The organism is Pseudomonas sp. FG43, assembly GCF_057809175.1.
Genome location: NZ_JBMDJL010000003.1, coordinates 114,088 through 132,358, shown reverse-complemented (window position 1 = coordinate 132,358; position 18,271 = coordinate 114,088). Strand labels below are relative to the sequence as shown.

Here is an 18,271-nt window from a genome sequence, read left to right as displayed (position 1 = left end):
CTGTCTTCAAGGTTTCATGCACATCACTGCATCTATGCCGACCGCTTGCGCTAACATTCCATACCAACATACCCGAGGGATCGAGCTGAGTATGGCTCCACGTATCAAAACCCGTGAACGTATCGTGCAGGTCAGTCTGGAGCTGTTCAATCAGCAGGGTGAGCGTAGCGTAAGTACCAATCACATTGCCGCGCACATGGAAATTTCGCCGGGCAATCTCTATTACCACTTCCCCAACAAGCAGGCGATCATCGCCTCGCTGTTCAGCGAGTACGAAGCGCTGGTGGATAGCTTTCTGTTTCCTCCCAAGGGGCGCGAGCCAACAGTCCAGGACAAGCGTGATTACCTGCTGGCGATACTCGACGGTATGTGGCGTTACCGTTTTCTGCATCGCGACCTTGAGCACCTGCTGGCTTGCGACCCTGAAATGGCGACCCGCTATCGGCGTTTTTCCCAGCGTTGCCTGGCTCAGGCCATGGCGATTTACAGTGCTTTCGTCGAGGCCGGTGTCCTGAATATGGACAAGGTGCAGGTCGAGTCGCTGACCCTCAATACCTGGATCATCCTGACATCCTGGGTACGTTTTCTGTGTACCTCGCGAGAAAATTCCACGCACTTGAATGAAGATGCCATTCGACGTGGCGTCTATCAGGTGCTTATGCTGGAGTCCGGCTATATCAGCGCCAAGGCCCGCGACGAGTTCAGTGTCTTGTGTGAGGCTTTCTACACGCCCCTGCCCAAGGTGCTTGGGGAAAGCGGCTGAGAGCAATCATCAGCAATCCATATTCGGTTTTCTGCCTACAGGAGTGAGTCATGTCCATTGCGCAACTGATCAGCCCTCAGCAATTGGCTGCCCGCCAACGAGAGCCTGGGCTGGTGATCCTCGATTGCCGTTTTGCCCTTGAAGATCCCGATCATGGGCAACGCAGTTACGCTCAAGGCCATATCGACCGGGCGTCTTTCGCGGATCTGGAGCGTGATCTCAGTGGCCCTGTCACCAAGGGCAAGACCGGGCGTCACCCCTTGCCCGACCCGCAAGCCTTGTTGCAGCGTTTCCAGGCATGGGGCATCAACCCGGACAGTGAAATCGTGCTGTATGACGACGGTCCCGGAGCTTTTGCCGCTCGTGCCTGGTGGCTGCTGGCGTGGCTGGGCAAGCGCGATGGTGTTTATCTGCTCGATGGCGGTTTGAAGGCCTGGCATGCGGCGGGTCTGCCGCTGAGCCTCGATTCGCCGGGCAACAAACCGGGCACGTTCACGGGTGAGCCCGACATGTCGCTGCTGCTCAGCGCCAGCCGCTTGCAGGGCCGCCTCGGACGCCCGGAAATGACGCTGATCGATGCTCGCGCCGAAGCCCGCTTTCGTGGCGAAGTCGAACCCATCGACCCGGTTGCGGGCCATATTCCGGGTGCGCAATGCGTCGCCTTCAATGAAAACCTGGGGCCGGACGGGCGCTTCCTGCCAGCCGATCAACTCAAGCAGCGTTTTGCCGAGGCGCTACAGGGCCGCTCTGCGACGGACCTGGTTGCCTATTGCGGTTCGGGTGTGACGGCCTGCCATAACCTGTTCGCCTTGTGCCTGGCGGGTTATCCACTGGGCACTTTGTATGCCGGGTCCTGGAGTGAGTGGATCACCGATCCTGCTCGCGAGGTCGCGACCGGCGCTTGAGATTTCGCGAATGAATCCGCTCGAACCCTGCGCAGGCCAGTCTGCTGGAGTGGATTCATCCGCGAACGGCCTTGTCCCGTTCATAGGCCATCCCCAACCAGAGCGGAATGCGCCGCTCCAGGTAGTAACCGGGATTCTTCAGCGAACCATCGACAAAACCCACATGGCCGCCCCTGGCCTGTAACTCGAACTCCGTGCACGCTGAAAGCTCATCGGGCTCCGGCAGGCTGTGGATAAATACGAACGGGTCGTCGGCCGCCTGGATAATCAGCGTCGGTGTGCGAATCTGCCCCAGAAAATACCGGCTCGACGCCTTGCGATAATAGTCCTCTGCATTGGCGAAACCATGCAGAGGCGCTGTGACCCGGCCATCGAAATCCCAGAACGTGCGCATGTTTTCCAGCGAGCCCAGAGCAGCCAGTTCTGCCAGCCCTTCGCTCATCCCCTCATGCTGGAAGCGTCGTTGCTTGTCCCGGATGTAGGCCAGCATTTCACGCATGAAATGCCGTTGATAGACCTTGGAAAACCCCTGACCGATACGGTTGGCGCATTCATCCAGCCGAAAGGGCACCGAGACCGCCACCGCACCCAGTAATCCGCTCTCTGAACCTGATTCGCCCAGATATTTGAGCAGAACGTTGCCACCCAGCGAATAACCCACGGCATACAGCGGAGCCAGCGGGCGCAAGGCCCGTAGGTGGGCAATGACTTCAGCCAGGTCCTCGCTGGCGCCAGAATGGTAGCTGCGCGACAACAGATTCGGTTCGCCGGAACAGCCACGCCAGTTCAACGCCACACTGGCCCAGCCCTGTGCGGCCAGCGCCTTTTGCAAACCTGCCACATAAGGCGAATTCGAGGACCCGGTCAACCCGTGCAGGACCAGCACCAATGGCGCATCAGCTTCATGCGGACCATGCCAGTCCATATCGAGAAAATCCCCATCCTCCAGCCACATGCGCTCCCGCGTACGAGCAAGCAATGTCCGCCTGCGCCATAACGGCCCCCACAATGTTTGCAGGTGCGGATTACCCAGACCTGAAGCCGGGACGAAATGATTCGCGAAGGAACTGTGAATAGGGCTGGCTGACACGGTCTTGCTCATCAATGAATGCAGATCCGTAAGTTGCCATTAAGTGATGCGAGATGTAAGGGGTTTTTGGCTGAGTGGTTGGGTGGACTTCGCGAATGAATTCGCCCCTACACAATCCCGCGTAGGAGCGAATTCATTCGCGAGCGGGGGCCTACCCCCGCTGCCAAAGCGCGTAATAAACCTGTCCGGCCTTTTTCTCGCGATGCAGTCTCCAGTTGCCCGGCAGGCCGGTGGTGGAGGGGGCGTTTTCGCTTTCGGTGTAGATCCAGGCGTTGTCTGCCAGCCAGCCACGGGATTCCAGCAGGGTGCAGGCCGAGGCCAGCAGACCCTGGTGGAATGGCGGGTCGAGGAAGACTACGTCGAACGGCGTTGCGGCAGCTGTTTCCAGGTGGCGCAGGGCGTCGGCCTGGGCGATCTGGCCTGTCGTGCAGTTCAGCAGGTTCAGGTTCTGGCGCAGGCTGGCGATTGCAGCAGCGTTGCTGTCCAGTGCCAGGCCCATGCTGGCGCCACGCGACAGGGCCTCGAAATACAGTGCGCCGCTGCCAGTGAAGACATCCAGCACCTTGGCGCCTGCAATATAAGGCGCGAGCCAGTTGAACAGGGTTTCACGCACGCGATCGGGTGTCGGGCGCAAGCCGGGGGCGTCGGGGAAGGTCAGGCGGCGGCTGCCCCATTCTCCCCCGATGATACGAAGTTGGCCCAGACCGTTATGGGTCTTCGGACGTGGATTGGCCATTAGTGCTCCGGAACCCCTGTAGGTCGTTGAACGGGTTTGTCGGTGGGAGGCGGCAGTGGCTTCTGTGGCACGGTCGGACCGACCGTGACGATCACCATCTTGTCGGCGCTCAGGTGTTTGTTCATGGCGGTCTTGACCTGCTCGACCGTCACGCTCTGGGCCTGAGTCATGTAGTCCTCAAGGAAGGTCAGCGGCAGGTCATAGAAACCGATGGAGCCCAACTGGCCGACAATCGCGGAGTTGTTGGCGGCCGTCAGCGGGAAGCTGCCGGTCAGTTCGCGTTTGACGTCGTCGAGTTCTTTCTGGGTCGGGCCGTTGGCGAGGAAGTCACGCACGATGTCCTGCACCAGTTTCAGGGTGTTTTCGCTCATGTCGGCGCGGGTTTGCAGGCCGATCGTGAAAGGCCCCAGCGCCTGCATCGGGGAGAACCCGGACGACACGCCGTAGGTCAGGCCGCGCTTTTCGCGGACTTCAGTCATCAAGCGACTGCCGAAACCGCCACCGCCCAGGATCGAGTTGCCGATGCTCAGTGCCGCGTAGTCCGGGTCGTTACGATCGATACCGATCTGCGCCAGCATCAGGTGTGTCTGGTTGGACGGGAATTCGATGTGCGTGCTGCCGGGCTTGGGGTCGACAGCCTTGGCGATCTTCGCCAGTGCCGGGCCTTTGGGCAGCGAGGCCGAGACTTGTGCGGCGATGGTTTGCGCCTCGTCACGTGACAGGTCGCCGACCAGTGCGATCACCGTGTTGCCAGCCGCATAACCTTTGGCGTGAAAAGCCTTGAGTTGCGCGAGGGTGATGGCGTTGATGCTTTTGGCATTGCCGTCGCTTGGGTGCCCGTAAGGATGGTCGCCGTACAGCTTCTTGAACAGTTCCTGACCGGCAATGGCGCCAGGGTTCTGTTTCTTCTGCTCGAAGCTGGACAGCAGCTGGTTCTTGATTCGGGCCAGCGAGTCGGCAGGGAAGGTGGGTTTGCCCACGACTTCGCCAAACAGCTTCAGGGCAGGCTCGCGCTTGTCCGTTGCGCTGAGGCTGCGCAACGAGGCCACGGCCATGTCGCGGTAGGAGCCGTTGCCGAAGTCGGCACCCAGGCCTTCAAAGCCTTGAGCGATGGCGCTGACATCCTTGCCCTTGACGCCTTCATTGAGCATGGCGTTGGTCAGCAGCGCGATGCCGGGTGACGCCTGATCCTGACTGCTGCCTGCGGCGAAGATCAGGCGCAGGTCGAACATCGGCAGCTCGCGGGACTCGACGAACAGTACCTTGGCGCCTTCGGCGGTGTTCCAGGTCTGGATATTCAGCGTGCGGCGGGCCGGGGTTTTGCCGTCCAGTTCCTTGAGGGTCTGCAGTTGGCTGCCCAGTTGCGGGGTGGCCTGCGCAGCATCGTTGCCTGCGGCATTGTCTGCCAGAGCCGGTTGGGCAACGAACGCGCCGAGCGAAGCGCTCAGTGCCAGGCCCAGCAGGGCGTTGCGGGGAGTGTTGCGCTTGATCATTTGGCTTTCTCCTCAGGCAGAGCGTGTGCAACGCTGAGGCGTTCACGGGTGAAGTAGGTGTTGGCGGCTTTCTGAATGTCTTCCGGGGTCACGCTTTGCAGAGCAGCCAGTTCTTCGTCGATCAGCTTCCAGGACAAACCGACGGTTTCCAGTTGGCCGATGGTGGTGGCCTGGCTGGTGATCGAATCGCGCTCGTAGACCACACCGGCAATGACCTGTGCCCGTACGCGCTCCAGCTCTTCTGCCGAAGGCGCCTTGGTTTTCAGGTCATTGAGCAGACGCCAGATACCAGCCTCGACATCGGCCAGGGTCTTTTTCTTCTGCACGTTGGGTGTCGCGCTGATCATGAACAGGCTGTCGCCGCGGACGAAGGCGTTGTACATGGAGGATGCGCTGGAAACCAGTTCTTCGCCGCGTTCCAGACGAGTCGGGATGCGGGCGCTATAGCCGCCGTCGAGCAGCGCGGAGATCAGGCGCAGGGCATTGATCGAACGCTGGTCCTCAGCAGTGCTCAGGCTCGGCACGTTGAAGCCGAAAATCAGGCTCGGCTGCTGAGTCTTGACGTGCATGCTGATGCGACGCTCGCCAGGCTCGGCCAGTTCCAGCGGTTTTTTCGCAGGCGGCACGTCGCGGCGCGGGATCGGGCCGAAAAAGCGCTCGGCCAGGGCTTTGACTTCTTCTGGCTTCACATCGCCTACCACCACCAGAGTGGCGTTGTTCGGGGTATACCAGGATTGATACCAGTGGCGCAGATCCTCGATCTGCATGCGGTTCAGGTCTTTCATCCAGCCGATGGTCGGCGTGTGATAGCCGCTGGCCGGGTAGGCCATGGCCTTGAAGCGCTCGAAGACCTTGCTCATGGGCTTGTCATCGGTGCGCAGGCGGCGCTCTTCCTTGATGACTTCTATTTCGCGGCTGAACTCGTCTGCCGGCAGCTTCAGGGTCGCCATGCGATCGGCTTCCAGCTCCAGGGCCACGCTCAGGCGGTCGCGGGCCAGAAGCTGGTAATAGGCGGTGTAGTCGTCGCTGGTGAAGGCGTTTTCTTCGGCCCCCAGATCGCGCAGGATCAATGAAGACTCACCGGGACCTGTCTTGCTGCTGCCTTTGAACATCATGTGCTCAAGGGCGTGGGACAGACCTGTCTGGCCCGGTGTCTCGTAGCTGGAGCCGACCTTGTACCAGATCTGGGATACCACGACCGGTGCGCGGTGGTCTTCGCGGACGATGACTTTCAAGCCATTGTCCAGCATGAATTCATGAGTAGGCTGTGGATCGGCGGCCAATGCTGTCAGGGGCAGACAAATCGTGCTGAGCAGCAGGCCAGCGGCGCGGCGGGCTAGAGCATTCATTCGTAATTTGAACCTGTAGGACTGCCCGCTTGAACTTAGCGTCGGCGGGCGCGGGGGTGTTAGGATACTGATCCGTTTGCGACAGAAACAGCCTTCATTAGCCAAGTGCGAGTGAAACCTGTTCAAATCGCGGTTAAACACCAGGCCATTAAAGAACGGCCTAATGAACAAGCAGCCCTAAAAGCAGTCTTGGTACATGTCAGAATTTTCCGAAGCGCCCTATGGCGTTTCGCTACCTTGAGATAGCCGTCCTCCATGTTTGGTTCCAACGACGACAAGAAGACCCCAGCCGCGGCTGGAGAAAAGAAAGGCCTGTTCGGATGGCTGCGTAAAAAACCGCAGGAAGCCGCAGAACCGGCGCAAGAGTTATCCACAGCCCAGCCTGAGCCGGTCGCCGAAGCGCCGCTGCCTGTCGAGCCACAACTCGCGCCGCCAGTTCCTGAGCCCTCTCTCGAAGCCCACGCGCCAGAAGTGCATGCTCCTGTGCAACCAGGTGAGCCTGCTCCGCAGCCCTGGCTGACCTTGCCTGTGGCCGAAGAGCCGGTGGCCTTGACCGATGAGCGTGAGGCTCATGTCACGCCGCCGATTCCGGAACCCGTGCATGCGGCTCCCGAGCCTGTGATCGAGCCCGCGCCGGTGCTGGAAGTTGTGCCAGCCGTGGTACCTGAGCCTGTCCCGGTTATACCGCCGGTTGCCGCGCCTGTAGTGGAGCAGCCAGTTGCCGAGGTTGCCGAGCCTGTTGTTGAAGCCGCACCCGCCGAGCCACAGGCCGAAGCACCCAAGGTCGGTTTCTTCGCCCGCCTCAAGCAGGGTTTGTCGAAAACCAGCGCCAGCATTGGCGAGGGCATGGCCAGCCTGTTCCTGGGTAAAAAGGCAATCGACGATGACTTGCTTGAAGAAATCGAAACCCGTTTGCTGACGGCCGACGTGGGTGTCGAAGCGACATCGGTGATTATCCAGAGCCTGACCCAAAAGGTTGCGCGCAAGCAGTTGACCGACGCTCAGGCGCTGTACACCTCGCTGCAAGGCGAACTGGCGGCGATGCTCAAGCCTGTCGAGCAGCCTCTGGTTATCAAGGCCGAGCACAAGCCGTTCGTGATTCTGGTGGTAGGCGTCAACGGCGCGGGCAAGACCACGACCATCGGCAAGCTGGCCAAGAAGCTGCAACTCGAAGGCAAGAAAGTCATGCTGGCGGCGGGTGACACCTTCCGCGCTGCGGCAGTCGAGCAATTGCAGGTCTGGGGCGAGCGTAACCATATTCCGGTCATCGCCCAGCATACGGGCGCCGACTCGGCCTCGGTGATCTTCGATGCCGTGCAAGCCGCCAAGGCCCGTGGCATCGATGTGCTGATCGCTGACACTGCGGGCCGTCTGCACACCAAAGACAACCTGATGGAAGAACTGAAAAAGGTTCGTCGTGTGATCGGCAAGCTGGATGCCGAAGCGCCGCATGAAGTCCTGCTGGTACTCGATGCCGGCACCGGTCAGAACGCCATCAATCAGGCCAAACAATTCAACCAGACGGTCTCCCTGACCGGTCTGGCGCTCACTAAACTCGATGGCACGGCAAAAGGCGGTGTGATCTTCGCTCTGGCCAAGCAGTTTGGCTTGCCGATCCGTTATATCGGCGTGGGTGAAGGTATCGACGATCTGCGTACCTTTGAAGCTGAACCCTTTGTTCAGGCTCTGTTTGCGGAGCGGGAGCGTACATGATTCGTTTCGAGCAGGTCGGTAAGCGTTATCCGAATGGACATGTCGGATTGCATGAACTGAGCTTTCGAGTACGTCGCGGTGAGTTCCTGTTCGTTACCGGCCACTCCGGTGCCGGTAAAAGCACCTTGCTGCGCCTGTTGCTGGCCATGGAACGCCCGACAACTGGCAAATTGATGCTGGCCGGTCAGGATCTGGGGCAGATAAGCAACGCCCAGATTCCGTTTTTGCGGCGTCAGATCGGTGTGGTGTTCCAGAACCATCAGTTGCTGTTCGACCGCACCGTTTTCAACAACATCGCGCTGCCCTTGCAGATTCTCGGTCTGTCCAAGGTCGATATCGCCAAACGTGTGGATTCGGCACTGGAGCGTGTGGCCTTGTCCGACAAGGCGGATCTGTACCCTGGCGACTTGTCCACAGGCCAACAGCAGCGTGTCGGTATTGCACGTGCCATCGTCCATCGCCCGGCCTTGCTGCTGGCCGATGAACCGACCGGTAACCTCGACCCTCGATTGGCCGCAGAAATCATGGGCGTGTTTGAAGACATCAACCGGTTGGGGACCAGCGTGCTGATCGCCAGTCACGACCTGGCACTGATCGCGCGTATGCGCCATCGCATGCTGACCCTGCAACGCGGTCGTCTGATCGGTGACGGGGAGGCCGGAGCATGAGTGCCACTCGCAAGGTATCGGATCGTGTCGCGCCCAAGGCCGCCGATCCTTCCCCGCCGAAGCAGAATAAACGCCAGGATCACGATGATGATGGCCCGGACTTCAGCACTTTGCTGGCCGCCTGGCTGGAAAGCCATCGCTCCAGCCTGCTCGACAGCCTGCGCCGTCTGGGCAAACAGCCAATCGGCAGTTTCTTCACCTGTCTGGTGATGGCCATTGCATTGAGTCTGCCCATGGGCCTGTCATTGCTGTTGAGCAATGTCGAGCGTCTGGGTGGGTCGTGGCAGCGTGCGGCGCAGATATCGATCTATATGCATCTGAACGCCAATGCGGCGGATGGCGCCCGTTTGCGTGACGAAATCAAGTCCATGCCGGGCGTTGCCGATGCCGAGTACATAAGCAGCGAGCAGGCGCTGGGCGAGTTCCAGCAGCAGTCCGGCCTGGGCGAGGCGCTCAAGGAGTTGCCGCAGAACCCGTTGCCGGGCGTAGTGCTTGTCACTCCAACGGAGGTCGACAAGCCTGCACTTGAAGCCCTGCGCTCCCGACTGGCCGGCCTGCCTAAAGTGGAACAGGCCCAGCTCGATCTGGTCTGGGTGGAGCGTCTGGCGGCGATTCTCAAGCTGGGTGACCGCTTTGTCTTCGGCTTGACGGTCTTGCTGGTTTCCGCTTTGCTGCTGGTGATCGGTAACACCATCCGTCTGCACATCGAAAACCGTCGTACCGAGATCGAAGTCATCAAACTGGTCGGCGGTACAGACAGCTATGTGCGCAGGCCTTTCCTTTATATGGGCGCGCTGTATGGTTTTGGGGCGGGTTTCCTGTCCTGGGGCGTGCTGGCGTTCGGTCTGGACTGGCTGAATGACTCGGTCGTCGGGCTGGCAGGCCTGTACGGCAGCGACTTCGCGCTGGCGGGTGTTCCGTTGGCCGATGGTCTGTCGCTCTTGCTTGGAGCGGTCTTGTTAGGGTATATCGGTGCTTGGATTGCGGTCGCCCGCCATTTGCGAGAGCTGGCGCCACGTTAAAGTGAATTTTGTTTAACCAATTGACTTTTCAGCGCAGGGAACTTGTCTAGCGGTTCCCGGTCAATTTCGCAGTGCTGAACTGCACGAGTCATGAGTTGGAGGTTTTTCCCGTATGACCACTTCTTTGCAACCTGCATATGCCTTAGTCCCGGGTGCGAACCTGGAGGCTTACGTGCACACGGTGAACAGCATTCCCTTGCTGACGCCTGAGCAGGAGCGTGAACTGGCTGAGAGTCTCTACTATGAACAGGATCTGGATGCGGCTCGTCAGATGGTCCTCGCCCACCTGCGTTTTGTCGTGCATATCGCACGCAGTTATTCGGGATACGGTCTGGCCCAGTCCGACCTGATCCAGGAAGGTAACGTCGGCCTGATGAAGGCTGTAAAGCGCTTCAACCCGGAAATGGGTGTGCGTCTGGTGTCGTTCGCCGTTCACTGGATCAAGGCGGAAATCCACGAATTCATCCTGCGCAACTGGCGTATCGTCAAGGTCGCCACGACCAAGGCCCAGCGCAAACTGTTTTTCAACCTGCGCAGCCAGAAAAAGCGTCTGGCGTGGCTGAACAACGATGAAGTACATCGTGTGGCTGAAAGCCTTGGCGTTGAACCGCGTGAAGTTCGCGAGATGGAAAGCCGTCTGACCGGCCAGGACATGGCGTTCGATCCGGCGTCGGAAGCTGACGACGACAGCGCATTCCAGTCGCCAGCCAACTACCTGGAAGACCACCGTTACGATCCTGCGCGTCAGCTGGAAGATTCCGACTGGAGCGACAACTCCACGGCCAATCTGCATCAGGCCCTGGACGTACTGGACGAGCGTAGTCGCGACATCCTCTACCAGCGCTGGCTGGCAGAAGAGAAAGCCACGCTGCACGACCTGGCGCAGAAGTACAACGTCTCCGCCGAGCGTATTCGCCAGCTCGAAAAGAGCGCGATGAACAAGCTCAAGACATCGATAGCCGCGTAATACGCAAAACGCCCTGATAACCTCAGGGCGTTTTTGTATCTGTGTCGCGAATTCATTCGCGAAGGCAGTAATTACAGCTTGCGACTACTGTTCAACCCCGCCAGATAACTGTCTCCACCCAACTGACGCATCTGCTGACGAATCCAGCCCGCACGGCGCGAGACATAGCTGCTGGGATGGCTGGCGCTCCATTGGCGCGGGTTGGGCAGTACGGCGGCGAGGTAGCTGGCCTGCTGCGTCGACAGGGCGCTGGCGTTGATGCCGAAGTGATGCTGCGCTGCGGCTTGTGCGCCGAATACACCTTCATCCCACTCGACGCTGTTGAGGTACACCTCAAGAATGCGCTCTTTGGACCACAGCAGCTCGATCAGGGCCGTGAACCAGGCTTCAAGCCCTTTGCGCAGATAGCTGCGGCCCGACCACAGAAACAGGTTTTTCGAAACTTGCTGGCTCAGCGTACTGGCCCCGCGTATCGAGCCGCCACGCTCGTTGTGCAGGATCGCTGCCTGAATGGCGCTGATATCAAAACCCCAGTGCTCGGCGAATTTCTGGTCCTCGCCAGCAATGACCGCGACTTTCAAGCTATCGGAAATCCTGTTCCACGGCTGCCAGGTGCGCTGCAGGTCAATGGGCTCGCCATCAATCCATGATTCAATCTTGCGCTCGACCATCAACGCCGTGCCCGGTGGCGGGACCCAGCGCAGGACAAGAACCAGAATGAAACTGCCTGCTGCAAACCACAGCAGGGTTTTGGCGACACGATGCAAGAGAAAACGCAGCATAGAGATGGCTTGGCCGAACCCGTTGAGCGGGCCATTATACAGACCGTGCGCCATTGGACGATTTTTGACTGGAGATCCTTGATGCTTCGTAGCTTTTTGATGCTTGCTGCCTTTTTCGGCTTTACCGGCGTGGCCCTCGGTGCATTTGCTGCCCACGGCCTGAAAGGTCGGTTGAGCCCCGAATATCTGGCGATTTTCCATACCGGCGTGCTTTACCAACTGGTCCATGCACTGGCTTTGCTCGGCGTGGCTGTGCTCGCGGCACAGATTCCCGGTCGGCTGGTCACCTGGGCCGGTTTCTCCTTTGCCGTTGGTATCGTGCTGTTCTCCGGCAGCCTGTACGCGCTGACCCTCAGCGGCATCAGCAAGCTGGGGATCGTGACGCCCTTCGGCGGGCTGGCCTTTCTGATCGGTTGGCTGACCCTGGGCGTTGCGGCCTGGCGTCTGGGTGGCGTATCCCAGTGATCGCGAGCCGCGCTTGAGACGAATGGCGCGGCTTTGCCTTGGTCATACCGGCTGATCGGGCTAGAATGCTGGCCCCTAAAATGATGGCTGCTGTCTCGCATGCACATTCAGTTGAACGGTGAATCCTTTGAATTGCCCGATGGTGAAACCGTCGCGGCTTTGTTGGCTCGTCTGGATCTTGCCGGACGCCGGGTAGCCGTCGAGCTGAACCTGGATATCGTGCCCCGCAGCCAGCATGAATCCACAGTCCTGCGCGAAGGCGATCAGGTCGAAGTGGTCCATGCCATCGGCGGCGGCTAGCCCCGGCACAGCAATGACCCCTTGTGCTAGTTAAAGAGGATTTCCGATGAGCAATGTTCGCAGCGACAAGCCATTCATCCTGGCCGGTCGGACCTTTGAGTCGCGTCTGCTGGTAGGCACTGGCAAGTACGCGGATATGGAACAGACCCGCCTGGCTATCGAAGCCTCGGGTGCAGAAATCGTCACGGTAGCCGTGCGGCGCACGAACCTGGGTCAGAACCCGGGCGAGCCGAACCTGCTGGACGTTCTGCCGCCGGATCGCTACACCATTCTGCCTAACACGGCCGGTTGCTTCGATGCCGTCGAAGCTGTGCGTACCTGCCGTCTGGCCCGCGAGCTGCTCGACGGGCGCAATCTGGTGAAGCTGGAAGTGCTGGCTGACCAGAAAACCCTGTTTCCTAACGTGATCGAAACCCTCAAGGCTGCCGAGGTGCTGGTCAAGGACGGTTTCGACGTGATGGTCTACACCAGCGACGATCCGATCATCGCCCGTCAACTGGCGGAGATCGGCTGTATCGCGATCATGCCGCTGGCGGGTCTGATCGGGAGTGGCCTGGGGATCTGCAACCCGTACAACCTGCAGATCATCCTGGAAGAAACAAAGGTTCCGGTTCTGGTGGATGCCGGTGTCGGTACTGCTTCCGACGCAACCATCGCCATGGAGCTGGGTTGCGAAGCCGTGCTGATGAACTCGGCCATCGCCCATGCTCAGCAGCCGGTCATGATGGCCGAGGCCATGAAGCACGCTGTAATTGCCGGTCGTCTGGCGTACCTCGCCGGGCGTATGCCAAGAAAACTCTATGCCAGCGCATCTTCGCCGCTGGATGGCCTGATCAAGTAAGAGCCCGTTGATGATTGATTCGCACGTTCCACACCCAGAGTCGCCTGCTACCGAAGAAGGCGAAGAGCGCCATCACCGCCGCATCAAGAGCTTCGTGATGCGTGCCGGTCGCATGACCGAAGGCCAGCAGCGCGGTCTGGACCAGGGCTTGCCGAAGTTCGGCTTGCAGCTGACTGACGCCCCTGTGGATTTCGATCAGGTGTTTGGCCGTTCAGCGCCGCGTACTCTGGAGATCGGCTTCGGCATGGGCCACTCGCTGCTGGAAATGGCGGCGGCTGCGCCTGAGCACGACTTCATTGGTGTCGAAGTGCATTCGCCGGGTGTGGGTGCGTTGCTCAATGGCGCGCTGACTCAAGGCCTGACCAACGTGCGGGTCTACGATTGCGACGCGATCGAAGTGCTGAACCGGTGCATCGCCGATAACAGCCTCGACCGCCTGATGCTGTTTTTCCCGGACCCATGGCACAAGAGCCGTCACCACAAGCGCCGCATCGTGCAGCCCGAGTTTGCGGCACTGGTGCGCAGCAAGCTGAAGGTCGGTGGCGTGTTCCACATGGCTACCGACTGGGGCCCGTACGCTGAATACATGCTGGAAGTGATGAGTGCTGCACCTGGTTATCGCAATCAGGCAGAAGACAACCAGTATGTCCCGCGCCCGGCCGAACGCCCGATCACCAAGTTCGAGCGCCGTGGTGAGCGCCTGGGGCATGGTGTGTGGGATCTGAAGTTCGAGAAGCTGGCTTAAAACCGGTTAGCGAATGAATTCGCTTCCACAGACTGATGTGGGAGCGAATTCATTCGCGAAGAAAAGCTATTTACGATCCGCAATCACACCGATCAACACCAGCACCACCAACAAGACCGGCGCCAGACTGTAATTGTTGAACTGGCTCAGGCCACGCACGACCCAGGGTGTTGCATAGATCAGCGCCAGGCCGCTGCCGATGGTACACAGCAGCGCCAGAAGCGGGATGCGCAATGCGCCTGTCATGCTGCTGATACGTTGCTCGATCCATACCTTGAAGTCCGAACCGAACAGCACCAACAAACAGCCCACAAGTGCCAGTGCAATTTCTGACAGATTGTTGCGACTCCATCGCGAGACGGTGGCGAGCAGATCGAGTATGAGATCCATGCAGGGTCCTTAGGTCAGAAAGTATTGCAGCAAGTCATTGAGAAAAAGCTGGCCTTGCGGGGTTGCGACCAGACGTGTCGGGTCGGCTTGCAGCAGGCCGCGTTGTTCGGCTTGTCGGCGGGCGCTGGCCAGTGAATCGACGCTTAGACCTGTTCTTTCGCGAAATAATGCAGCGTCCACACCATTTGTGAGGCGCAGTGCATTCATCAGGAACTCAAAAGGCAATTCCTCGACGCTCAACAGCTTGGAACCGGCCTGGAACGGCTTTTTCGGATTGAGATAATCCTTGGGCAGGCGTGTTTTCCAGGTGCGGACAATGCGACCGTCCGGATGGCTGAGTTTGCCATGGGCGCCTGCACCGATACCGATGAAGTCCCCGAAACTCCAGTAATTGAGGTTATGTCGCGCTGCCTTGCCGGGCTGGGCATAGGCAGAGACTTCGTACTGCGCATAGCCGCTGTCAGCCAGCAGTTGCTGACCGGTTTCCTGAATATCCCAGAGGATGTCGTCTTCGGGCAGGACTGGCGGCTGGTTCCAGAAAACGGTGTTGGGCTCCAGCGTCAACTGATACCAGGACAGATGTGTCGGTGCCAGTGCGATGGCCTGACGCAGGTCGTTCAGGGCTTCGTCCTGAGACTGGTCCGGCAGGCCGTGCATCAGGTCCAGGTTGAAGTTGTCGAAACCGGCCATGCGCGCCATGTCGGCAGCACGAATCGCTTCGTCACCGTTGTGAATCCGTCCCAGAGCCTTGAGCTTTGCTTCCTGGAAACTCTGGATGCCGATGGACAGCCTGTTGATGCCCAGCCCGCGATAGGCGCTGAACTTGACCTGCTCGAAGGTGCCTGGATTGGCTTCCAGAGTTATTTCGATATCGCTGGCAAAGCGGATGCGCTGCTCGACACCGGCCAGCAGCCGGCCCAAGGCTTCGGCGCTGAACAGGCTCGGCGTACCGCCGCCGAAGAAGATCGAACGCAGTTCCCGGCCATGGACGTGAGGCAGGTCCTGATCCAGGTCTGCCAGCAGCGCATCGACATATTCCTGCTCCGGCAACACCGGGCTGGCAGTGTGAGAGTTGAAGTCGCAGTACGGGCATTTGCGTACGCACCACGGGATATGGATGTACAGCGACAACGGTGGCAGTTGCGGCAGGGCAGCCCTTGGGCTTTCGGACGAAAAGCCAGCCTCACCCAGAAACAGGGGCTGCGCAGGTGGATCGTGGATCATTGCAGACCCAGGCGCTGACGCAGTATGGCCATGGCGCGGGCGCGATGGCTGAGCTGGTTTTTCTCGGTCGGGCTGAGTTCGGCGCTGGAGCAGTTGCGCTCAGGCACCCAGAACAGCGGATCGTAACCGAAGCCATGTTCGCCGCTGGCCGCATGCAGGATGCGCCCGTGCCACAGGCCTTCGCAGAGAATCGGCAGCGGGTCGTCGGCATGGCGAACCAGCGCCAGTACGCAAACGAACTGTGCGCCGCGTTGCTCGTCGGGCACGTCTTTCAACACATCCAGCAGCTTGGCGTTATTGGCCGCGTCACCCTTGCCGTCGGCGTAGCGTGCCGAATAGATGCCTGGCGCTCCGCCGAGAAAATCCACTGCCAGCCCCGAGTCGTCGGCCAGTGCCGGCAGGCCGGAAAGGCGCGAGGCGTTGCGGGCCTTGAGGATCGCATTCTCGACGAAGGACAGGCCGGTTTCTTCCGGCTCGATGTGGCTGAACTCGCCTACGGAGCGCAACTGCACGCTGTCGCCCAGCATGGCCTGGAGTTCTTTGAGTTTGCCGCCGTTGTGGCTGGCCAATACAAGTTGCGTGAGGTTCATCATTGGCCCGGGAAAAGCTCTTGGTTGAAACTGAAGCTATTGGTATCGCTGCCAGTTTTAACGTGGATGTCGAAGGTTCGGTTTTCCTGCTGTGGCACAGGGTATTGCGCAATGTAGTAGACCGCGCCGCGCTCGGTGATCTGCTTGAAACTCAAGGGGATCGAAGCGCTGGTCAGGTCCTTGATCGTGCCGCTGACCTGTGCCGCCTGCGGTTTGCCATCCTTCAGCACGGAGATATTGATCACGCCCTGATTCTTGCTGCGGATCAGCTCGGTGCCTTTGGCGATCTCCGGCTGCAGGAAGGTCGAGTTGAAGGTGGAGTAGTGAACGGTGATGTCGCCAAACTTTTCCTGTCGCTCACCCTTGATGGCATCGGCTGCCAGTGCAGGCAGGCCCAGACAGGCAGTCAGCAGGAAAATAGCCAGGCGGCTCATGTTCGTTCTCCTTCACATTCCATGAATCAGACAGCGATCTGATGGTCGAGCAGGCCGGGGCTACTGACCCGGTAAATGCCGATTTCACCCAACAGATTAGGCCATAGCTTGCTGGCCCACCCGTGACGATGCTGTTGATCGACGGCAAGCCTGTCGATCACTTGTGCCTCGCGTTCGCGGCACAGCTCTTCAAAGTCTTCAAAGGTGCAGAAGTGAATGTTCGGCGTGTTGTACCAGGTATAAGGCAGGAACTCGGACACCGGCATGCGGCCCTTGCTCGCCAGATACCAGCGGCAGCGCCAGTGACCGAAGTTCGGGAACGTAATGATGCACTGGCGACCGACACGCAGCATTTCGTCGAGGATTCTGTCCGGGTAATGCACGGCTTGCAGGGCCTGGGTCATGACCACGATATCGAAGCTGTTGCTGGCAAAGTTGCCCAGGCCCTTGTCCAGGTCCTGTTCGATCACGTTGATGCCCTTGGCCACGCACTCGGCAATATTGTCCGGGTCGTTTTCAAGGCCGTAGCCGGTGACTTGCTTGTTGTCGCGAAGCCAGGTCAGCAACTCGCCATCGCCACAACCCAGGTCGAGCACGCGGCTGCCTGCGGGGATCCATTCCTGGATGATCTCAAGGTCGGCTCTCATGGCGTCCTCACAACGAAATTCGGTTCATGTAGTTACCGAAAGCCTGCAGGTAGCGCGGGATCGGGATCAGGAAGGCGTCGTGCCCTTGAGGCGCGTCGATCTCCAGGTAGCAGACGTCCTTGCGGGCAGCCATCAGTGCGTCCACCAGCTCTCGCGAACGGGCAGGCGAGAAGCGCCAGTCGGTGGTAAAGGACATCACGCAGAACTTCGCCTTGGCGCTGGCGAAAGTCTTCGCCAGATTGTCGTTGAAGTTGGCCGCAGGGTCGAAGTAGTCCAGTGCCTTGGTCATCAACAGGTAAGTGTTGGCATCGAAACGACCGGAAAACTCTTCGCCCTGATAGCGCAGGTAGCTTTCGACCTGGAACTCAACGCTATGGAAGTCGTAGTTGAGCTTTTCACTCTTGAGGCCACGGCCGAATTTCTCGCCCATGGAGTCGTCGGACAGGTACGTGATGTGCCCGACCATGCGTGCCAGCATCAGGCCGCGCTTGGGGATCACGCCGACTTCCTGGAAGGAGCCGCCATGGAACTCGGGGTCGGTGAGAATCGCCTGACGGGCCACCTCGTTGAACGCGATGTTCTGTGCCGACAGCTTGGGTGCCGAAGCGATTGCCAGGCAGTGGCGCACGCGATCCGGGTAGCTGATGGTCCATTGCAGCGCCTGCATGCCGCCCAGGCTGCCACCGACAATCGCTGCCCATTGCTCGATACCCAACAGGTCCGCCAGACGTGCCTGGCTGTTGACCCAGTCTTCCACGGTCACGACCGGAAAGTTGGCGCCGAAGGGTTTGCCAGTCTCCGGGTCGATGCTGCTGGGGCCTGTGGAGCCGTTGCAGCCGCCGAGGTTGTTCAGGCTGACCACGAAGAACTTGTTGGTATCGATTGGCTTGCCTGGGCCGATGCAACTGTCCCACCAGCCCGGTTTGCGGTCTTCAGGGCTGTGGTAACCCGCAGCGTGATGATGCCCCGACAGCGCGTGACAGATCAGTACGGCGTTGCTGCGCGCAGCATTGAGCTGGCCGTAGGTTTCATAAATGAGGTCGTAGGCTGGCAGCGAACGGCCACAGGCCAAGGCCAGGGGCTCGCTGAAATGTGCCAGTTGCGGTGTGACCAGACCGACAGAATCGTGGGGGAATACCGTGGGCAT

Annotated in this window: 21 protein-coding genes; 10 read left to right on the top strand and 11 right to left on the bottom strand. The window is 59.7% G+C overall.

Going from position 1 to position 18,271, the window contains the following annotated elements:
• Positions 1 to 91 precede the first annotated feature (91 nt).
• A complete protein-coding gene (locus tag ACODS3_RS05680) occupies positions 92 to 763 on the top strand; it encodes a TetR/AcrR family transcriptional regulator (RefSeq protein ID WP_201018888.1) in 672 nt (223 codons plus the stop codon).
• 50 nt (positions 764 to 813) lie between these two features.
• On the top strand, positions 814 to 1,668 hold the full coding sequence (locus tag ACODS3_RS05675) for a sulfurtransferase (RefSeq protein ID WP_489033658.1): 855 nt from the start codon (positions 814 to 816) through the stop codon (positions 1,666 to 1,668).
• Positions 1,669 to 1,723: 55 nt separating this feature from the next.
• Here ACODS3_RS05675 and ACODS3_RS05670 read toward each other — a convergent pair whose 3' ends face one another.
• The 4 genes from ACODS3_RS05670 to ACODS3_RS05655 form a co-directional block, all read right to left on the bottom strand.
• Positions 1,724 to 2,770: a hydrolase gene (locus tag ACODS3_RS05670; protein ID WP_201018886.1), complete on the bottom strand. Its 1,047-nt coding sequence runs from the start codon at positions 2,768 to 2,770 to the stop codon at positions 1,724 to 1,726.
• Between the two features lie 139 nt (positions 2,771 to 2,909).
• The gene (rsmD, locus tag ACODS3_RS05665; RefSeq protein ID WP_304574717.1) at positions 2,910 to 3,494 is read right to left on the bottom strand and encodes a 16S rRNA (guanine(966)-N(2))-methyltransferase RsmD; all 585 of its coding nucleotides are present in this window, start codon (positions 3,492 to 3,494) and stop codon (positions 2,910 to 2,912) included.
• The gene (locus tag ACODS3_RS05660) at positions 3,494 to 4,987 is read right to left on the bottom strand and encodes a M16 family metallopeptidase (RefSeq protein ID WP_489033655.1); all 1,494 of its coding nucleotides are present in this window, start codon (positions 4,985 to 4,987) and stop codon (positions 3,494 to 3,496) included. Before ACODS3_RS05660 ends, rsmD begins: the two co-directional genes overlap by 1 nt.
• Positions 4,984 to 6,336, bottom strand: coding sequence for a M16 family metallopeptidase (locus tag ACODS3_RS05655; RefSeq protein ID WP_201003891.1), 1,353 nt, complete (start codon positions 6,334 to 6,336; stop codon positions 4,984 to 4,986). The genes ACODS3_RS05660 and ACODS3_RS05655 overlap by 4 nt, the downstream gene beginning before the upstream one ends.
• 255 nt (positions 6,337 to 6,591) lie before the next feature.
• Here ACODS3_RS05655 and ftsY point away from each other — a divergent pair, with 255 nt between their 5' ends.
• From ftsY to rpoH, 4 genes are all read left to right on the top strand, one after another.
• Positions 6,592 to 8,049: a signal recognition particle-docking protein FtsY gene (gene ftsY / locus ACODS3_RS05650; RefSeq protein WP_304574719.1), complete on the top strand. Its 1,458-nt coding sequence runs from the start codon at positions 6,592 to 6,594 to the stop codon at positions 8,047 to 8,049.
• Positions 8,046 to 8,717 (top strand): cell division ATP-binding protein FtsE, encoded by a 672-nt coding sequence (gene ftsE / locus ACODS3_RS05645; RefSeq protein ID WP_201003888.1) that lies wholly within the window; start codon positions 8,046 to 8,048, stop codon positions 8,715 to 8,717. The genes ftsY and ftsE overlap by 4 nt, the downstream gene beginning before the upstream one ends.
• Complete coding sequence (gene ftsX / locus ACODS3_RS05640) at positions 8,714 to 9,739, top strand: permease-like cell division protein FtsX (RefSeq protein WP_201003886.1); 1,026 nt, start codon at positions 8,714 to 8,716, stop codon at positions 9,737 to 9,739. Before ftsE ends, ftsX begins: the two co-directional genes overlap by 4 nt.
• Before the next feature lie 112 nt (positions 9,740 to 9,851).
• A complete protein-coding gene (gene rpoH / locus ACODS3_RS05635; protein ID WP_025262287.1) occupies positions 9,852 to 10,706 on the top strand; it encodes an RNA polymerase sigma factor RpoH in 855 nt (284 codons plus the stop codon).
• A gap of 71 nt (positions 10,707 to 10,777) precedes the next feature.
• On the opposite strand, the gene mtgA is transcribed toward rpoH, so the two are convergent.
• Entirely contained in the window at positions 10,778 to 11,488 is a 711-nt protein-coding gene (gene mtgA, locus ACODS3_RS05630; protein ID WP_201003884.1) for a monofunctional biosynthetic peptidoglycan transglycosylase, read from the bottom strand.
• Between the two features lie 81 nt (positions 11,489 to 11,569).
• Here mtgA and ACODS3_RS05625 point away from each other — a divergent pair, with 81 nt between their 5' ends.
• The 4 genes from ACODS3_RS05625 to trmB all read left to right on the top strand — a co-directional run bounded on the left by ACODS3_RS05625 (position 11,570) and on the right by trmB (position 13,839).
• Positions 11,570 to 11,953 (top strand): DUF423 domain-containing protein, encoded by a 384-nt coding sequence (locus ACODS3_RS05625; protein WP_489033650.1) that lies wholly within the window; start codon positions 11,570 to 11,572, stop codon positions 11,951 to 11,953.
• A 99-nt stretch (positions 11,954 to 12,052) separates the two neighbouring features.
• Entirely contained in the window at positions 12,053 to 12,253 is a 201-nt protein-coding gene (gene thiS, locus ACODS3_RS05620) for a sulfur carrier protein ThiS (protein ID WP_117166447.1), read from the top strand.
• A gap of 46 nt (positions 12,254 to 12,299) precedes the next feature.
• On the top strand, positions 12,300 to 13,094 hold the full coding sequence (locus ACODS3_RS05615) for a thiazole synthase (protein WP_025262283.1): 795 nt from the start codon (positions 12,300 to 12,302) through the stop codon (positions 13,092 to 13,094).
• 97 nt (positions 13,095 to 13,191) lie between these two features.
• On the top strand, positions 13,192 to 13,839 hold the full coding sequence (trmB, locus tag ACODS3_RS05610) for a tRNA (guanosine(46)-N7)-methyltransferase TrmB (protein WP_236124183.1): 648 nt from the start codon (positions 13,192 to 13,194) through the stop codon (positions 13,837 to 13,839).
• Between the two features lie 66 nt (positions 13,840 to 13,905).
• On the opposite strand, the gene ACODS3_RS05605 is transcribed toward trmB, so the two are convergent.
• Genes ACODS3_RS05605 through metX form a run of 6 tightly spaced genes read right to left on the bottom strand, consistent with a single transcriptional unit; the run spans position 13,906 to position 18,271 of the window.
• Positions 13,906 to 14,229: a DUF3392 domain-containing protein gene (locus tag ACODS3_RS05605; RefSeq protein WP_025262281.1), complete on the bottom strand. Its 324-nt coding sequence runs from the start codon at positions 14,227 to 14,229 to the stop codon at positions 13,906 to 13,908.
• Between the two features lie 9 nt (positions 14,230 to 14,238).
• Positions 14,239 to 15,453 carry a radical SAM family heme chaperone HemW gene (gene hemW / locus ACODS3_RS05600; protein WP_236124167.1) on the bottom strand — a complete coding sequence of 405 codons (1,215 nt, stop codon included), beginning with the start codon at positions 15,451 to 15,453 and terminating at the stop codon, positions 14,239 to 14,241.
• On the bottom strand, positions 15,450 to 16,046 hold the full coding sequence (gene rdgB / locus ACODS3_RS05595; RefSeq protein WP_304574721.1) for an RdgB/HAM1 family non-canonical purine NTP pyrophosphatase: 597 nt from the start codon (positions 16,044 to 16,046) through the stop codon (positions 15,450 to 15,452). Before rdgB ends, hemW begins: the two co-directional genes overlap by 4 nt.
• The gene (locus ACODS3_RS05590) at positions 16,043 to 16,477 is read right to left on the bottom strand and encodes a DUF4426 domain-containing protein (protein ID WP_201018879.1); all 435 of its coding nucleotides are present in this window, start codon (positions 16,475 to 16,477) and stop codon (positions 16,043 to 16,045) included. Before ACODS3_RS05590 ends, rdgB begins: the two co-directional genes overlap by 4 nt.
• Before the next feature lie 26 nt (positions 16,478 to 16,503).
• Positions 16,504 to 17,124 carry a methionine biosynthesis protein MetW gene (gene metW / locus ACODS3_RS05585; protein ID WP_201003871.1) on the bottom strand — a complete coding sequence of 207 codons (621 nt, stop codon included), beginning with the start codon at positions 17,122 to 17,124 and terminating at the stop codon, positions 16,504 to 16,506.
• Between the two features lie 7 nt (positions 17,125 to 17,131).
• The gene (gene metX / locus ACODS3_RS05580) at positions 17,132 to 18,271 is read right to left on the bottom strand and encodes a homoserine O-succinyltransferase MetX (protein WP_201003870.1); all 1,140 of its coding nucleotides are present in this window, start codon (positions 18,269 to 18,271) and stop codon (positions 17,132 to 17,134) included.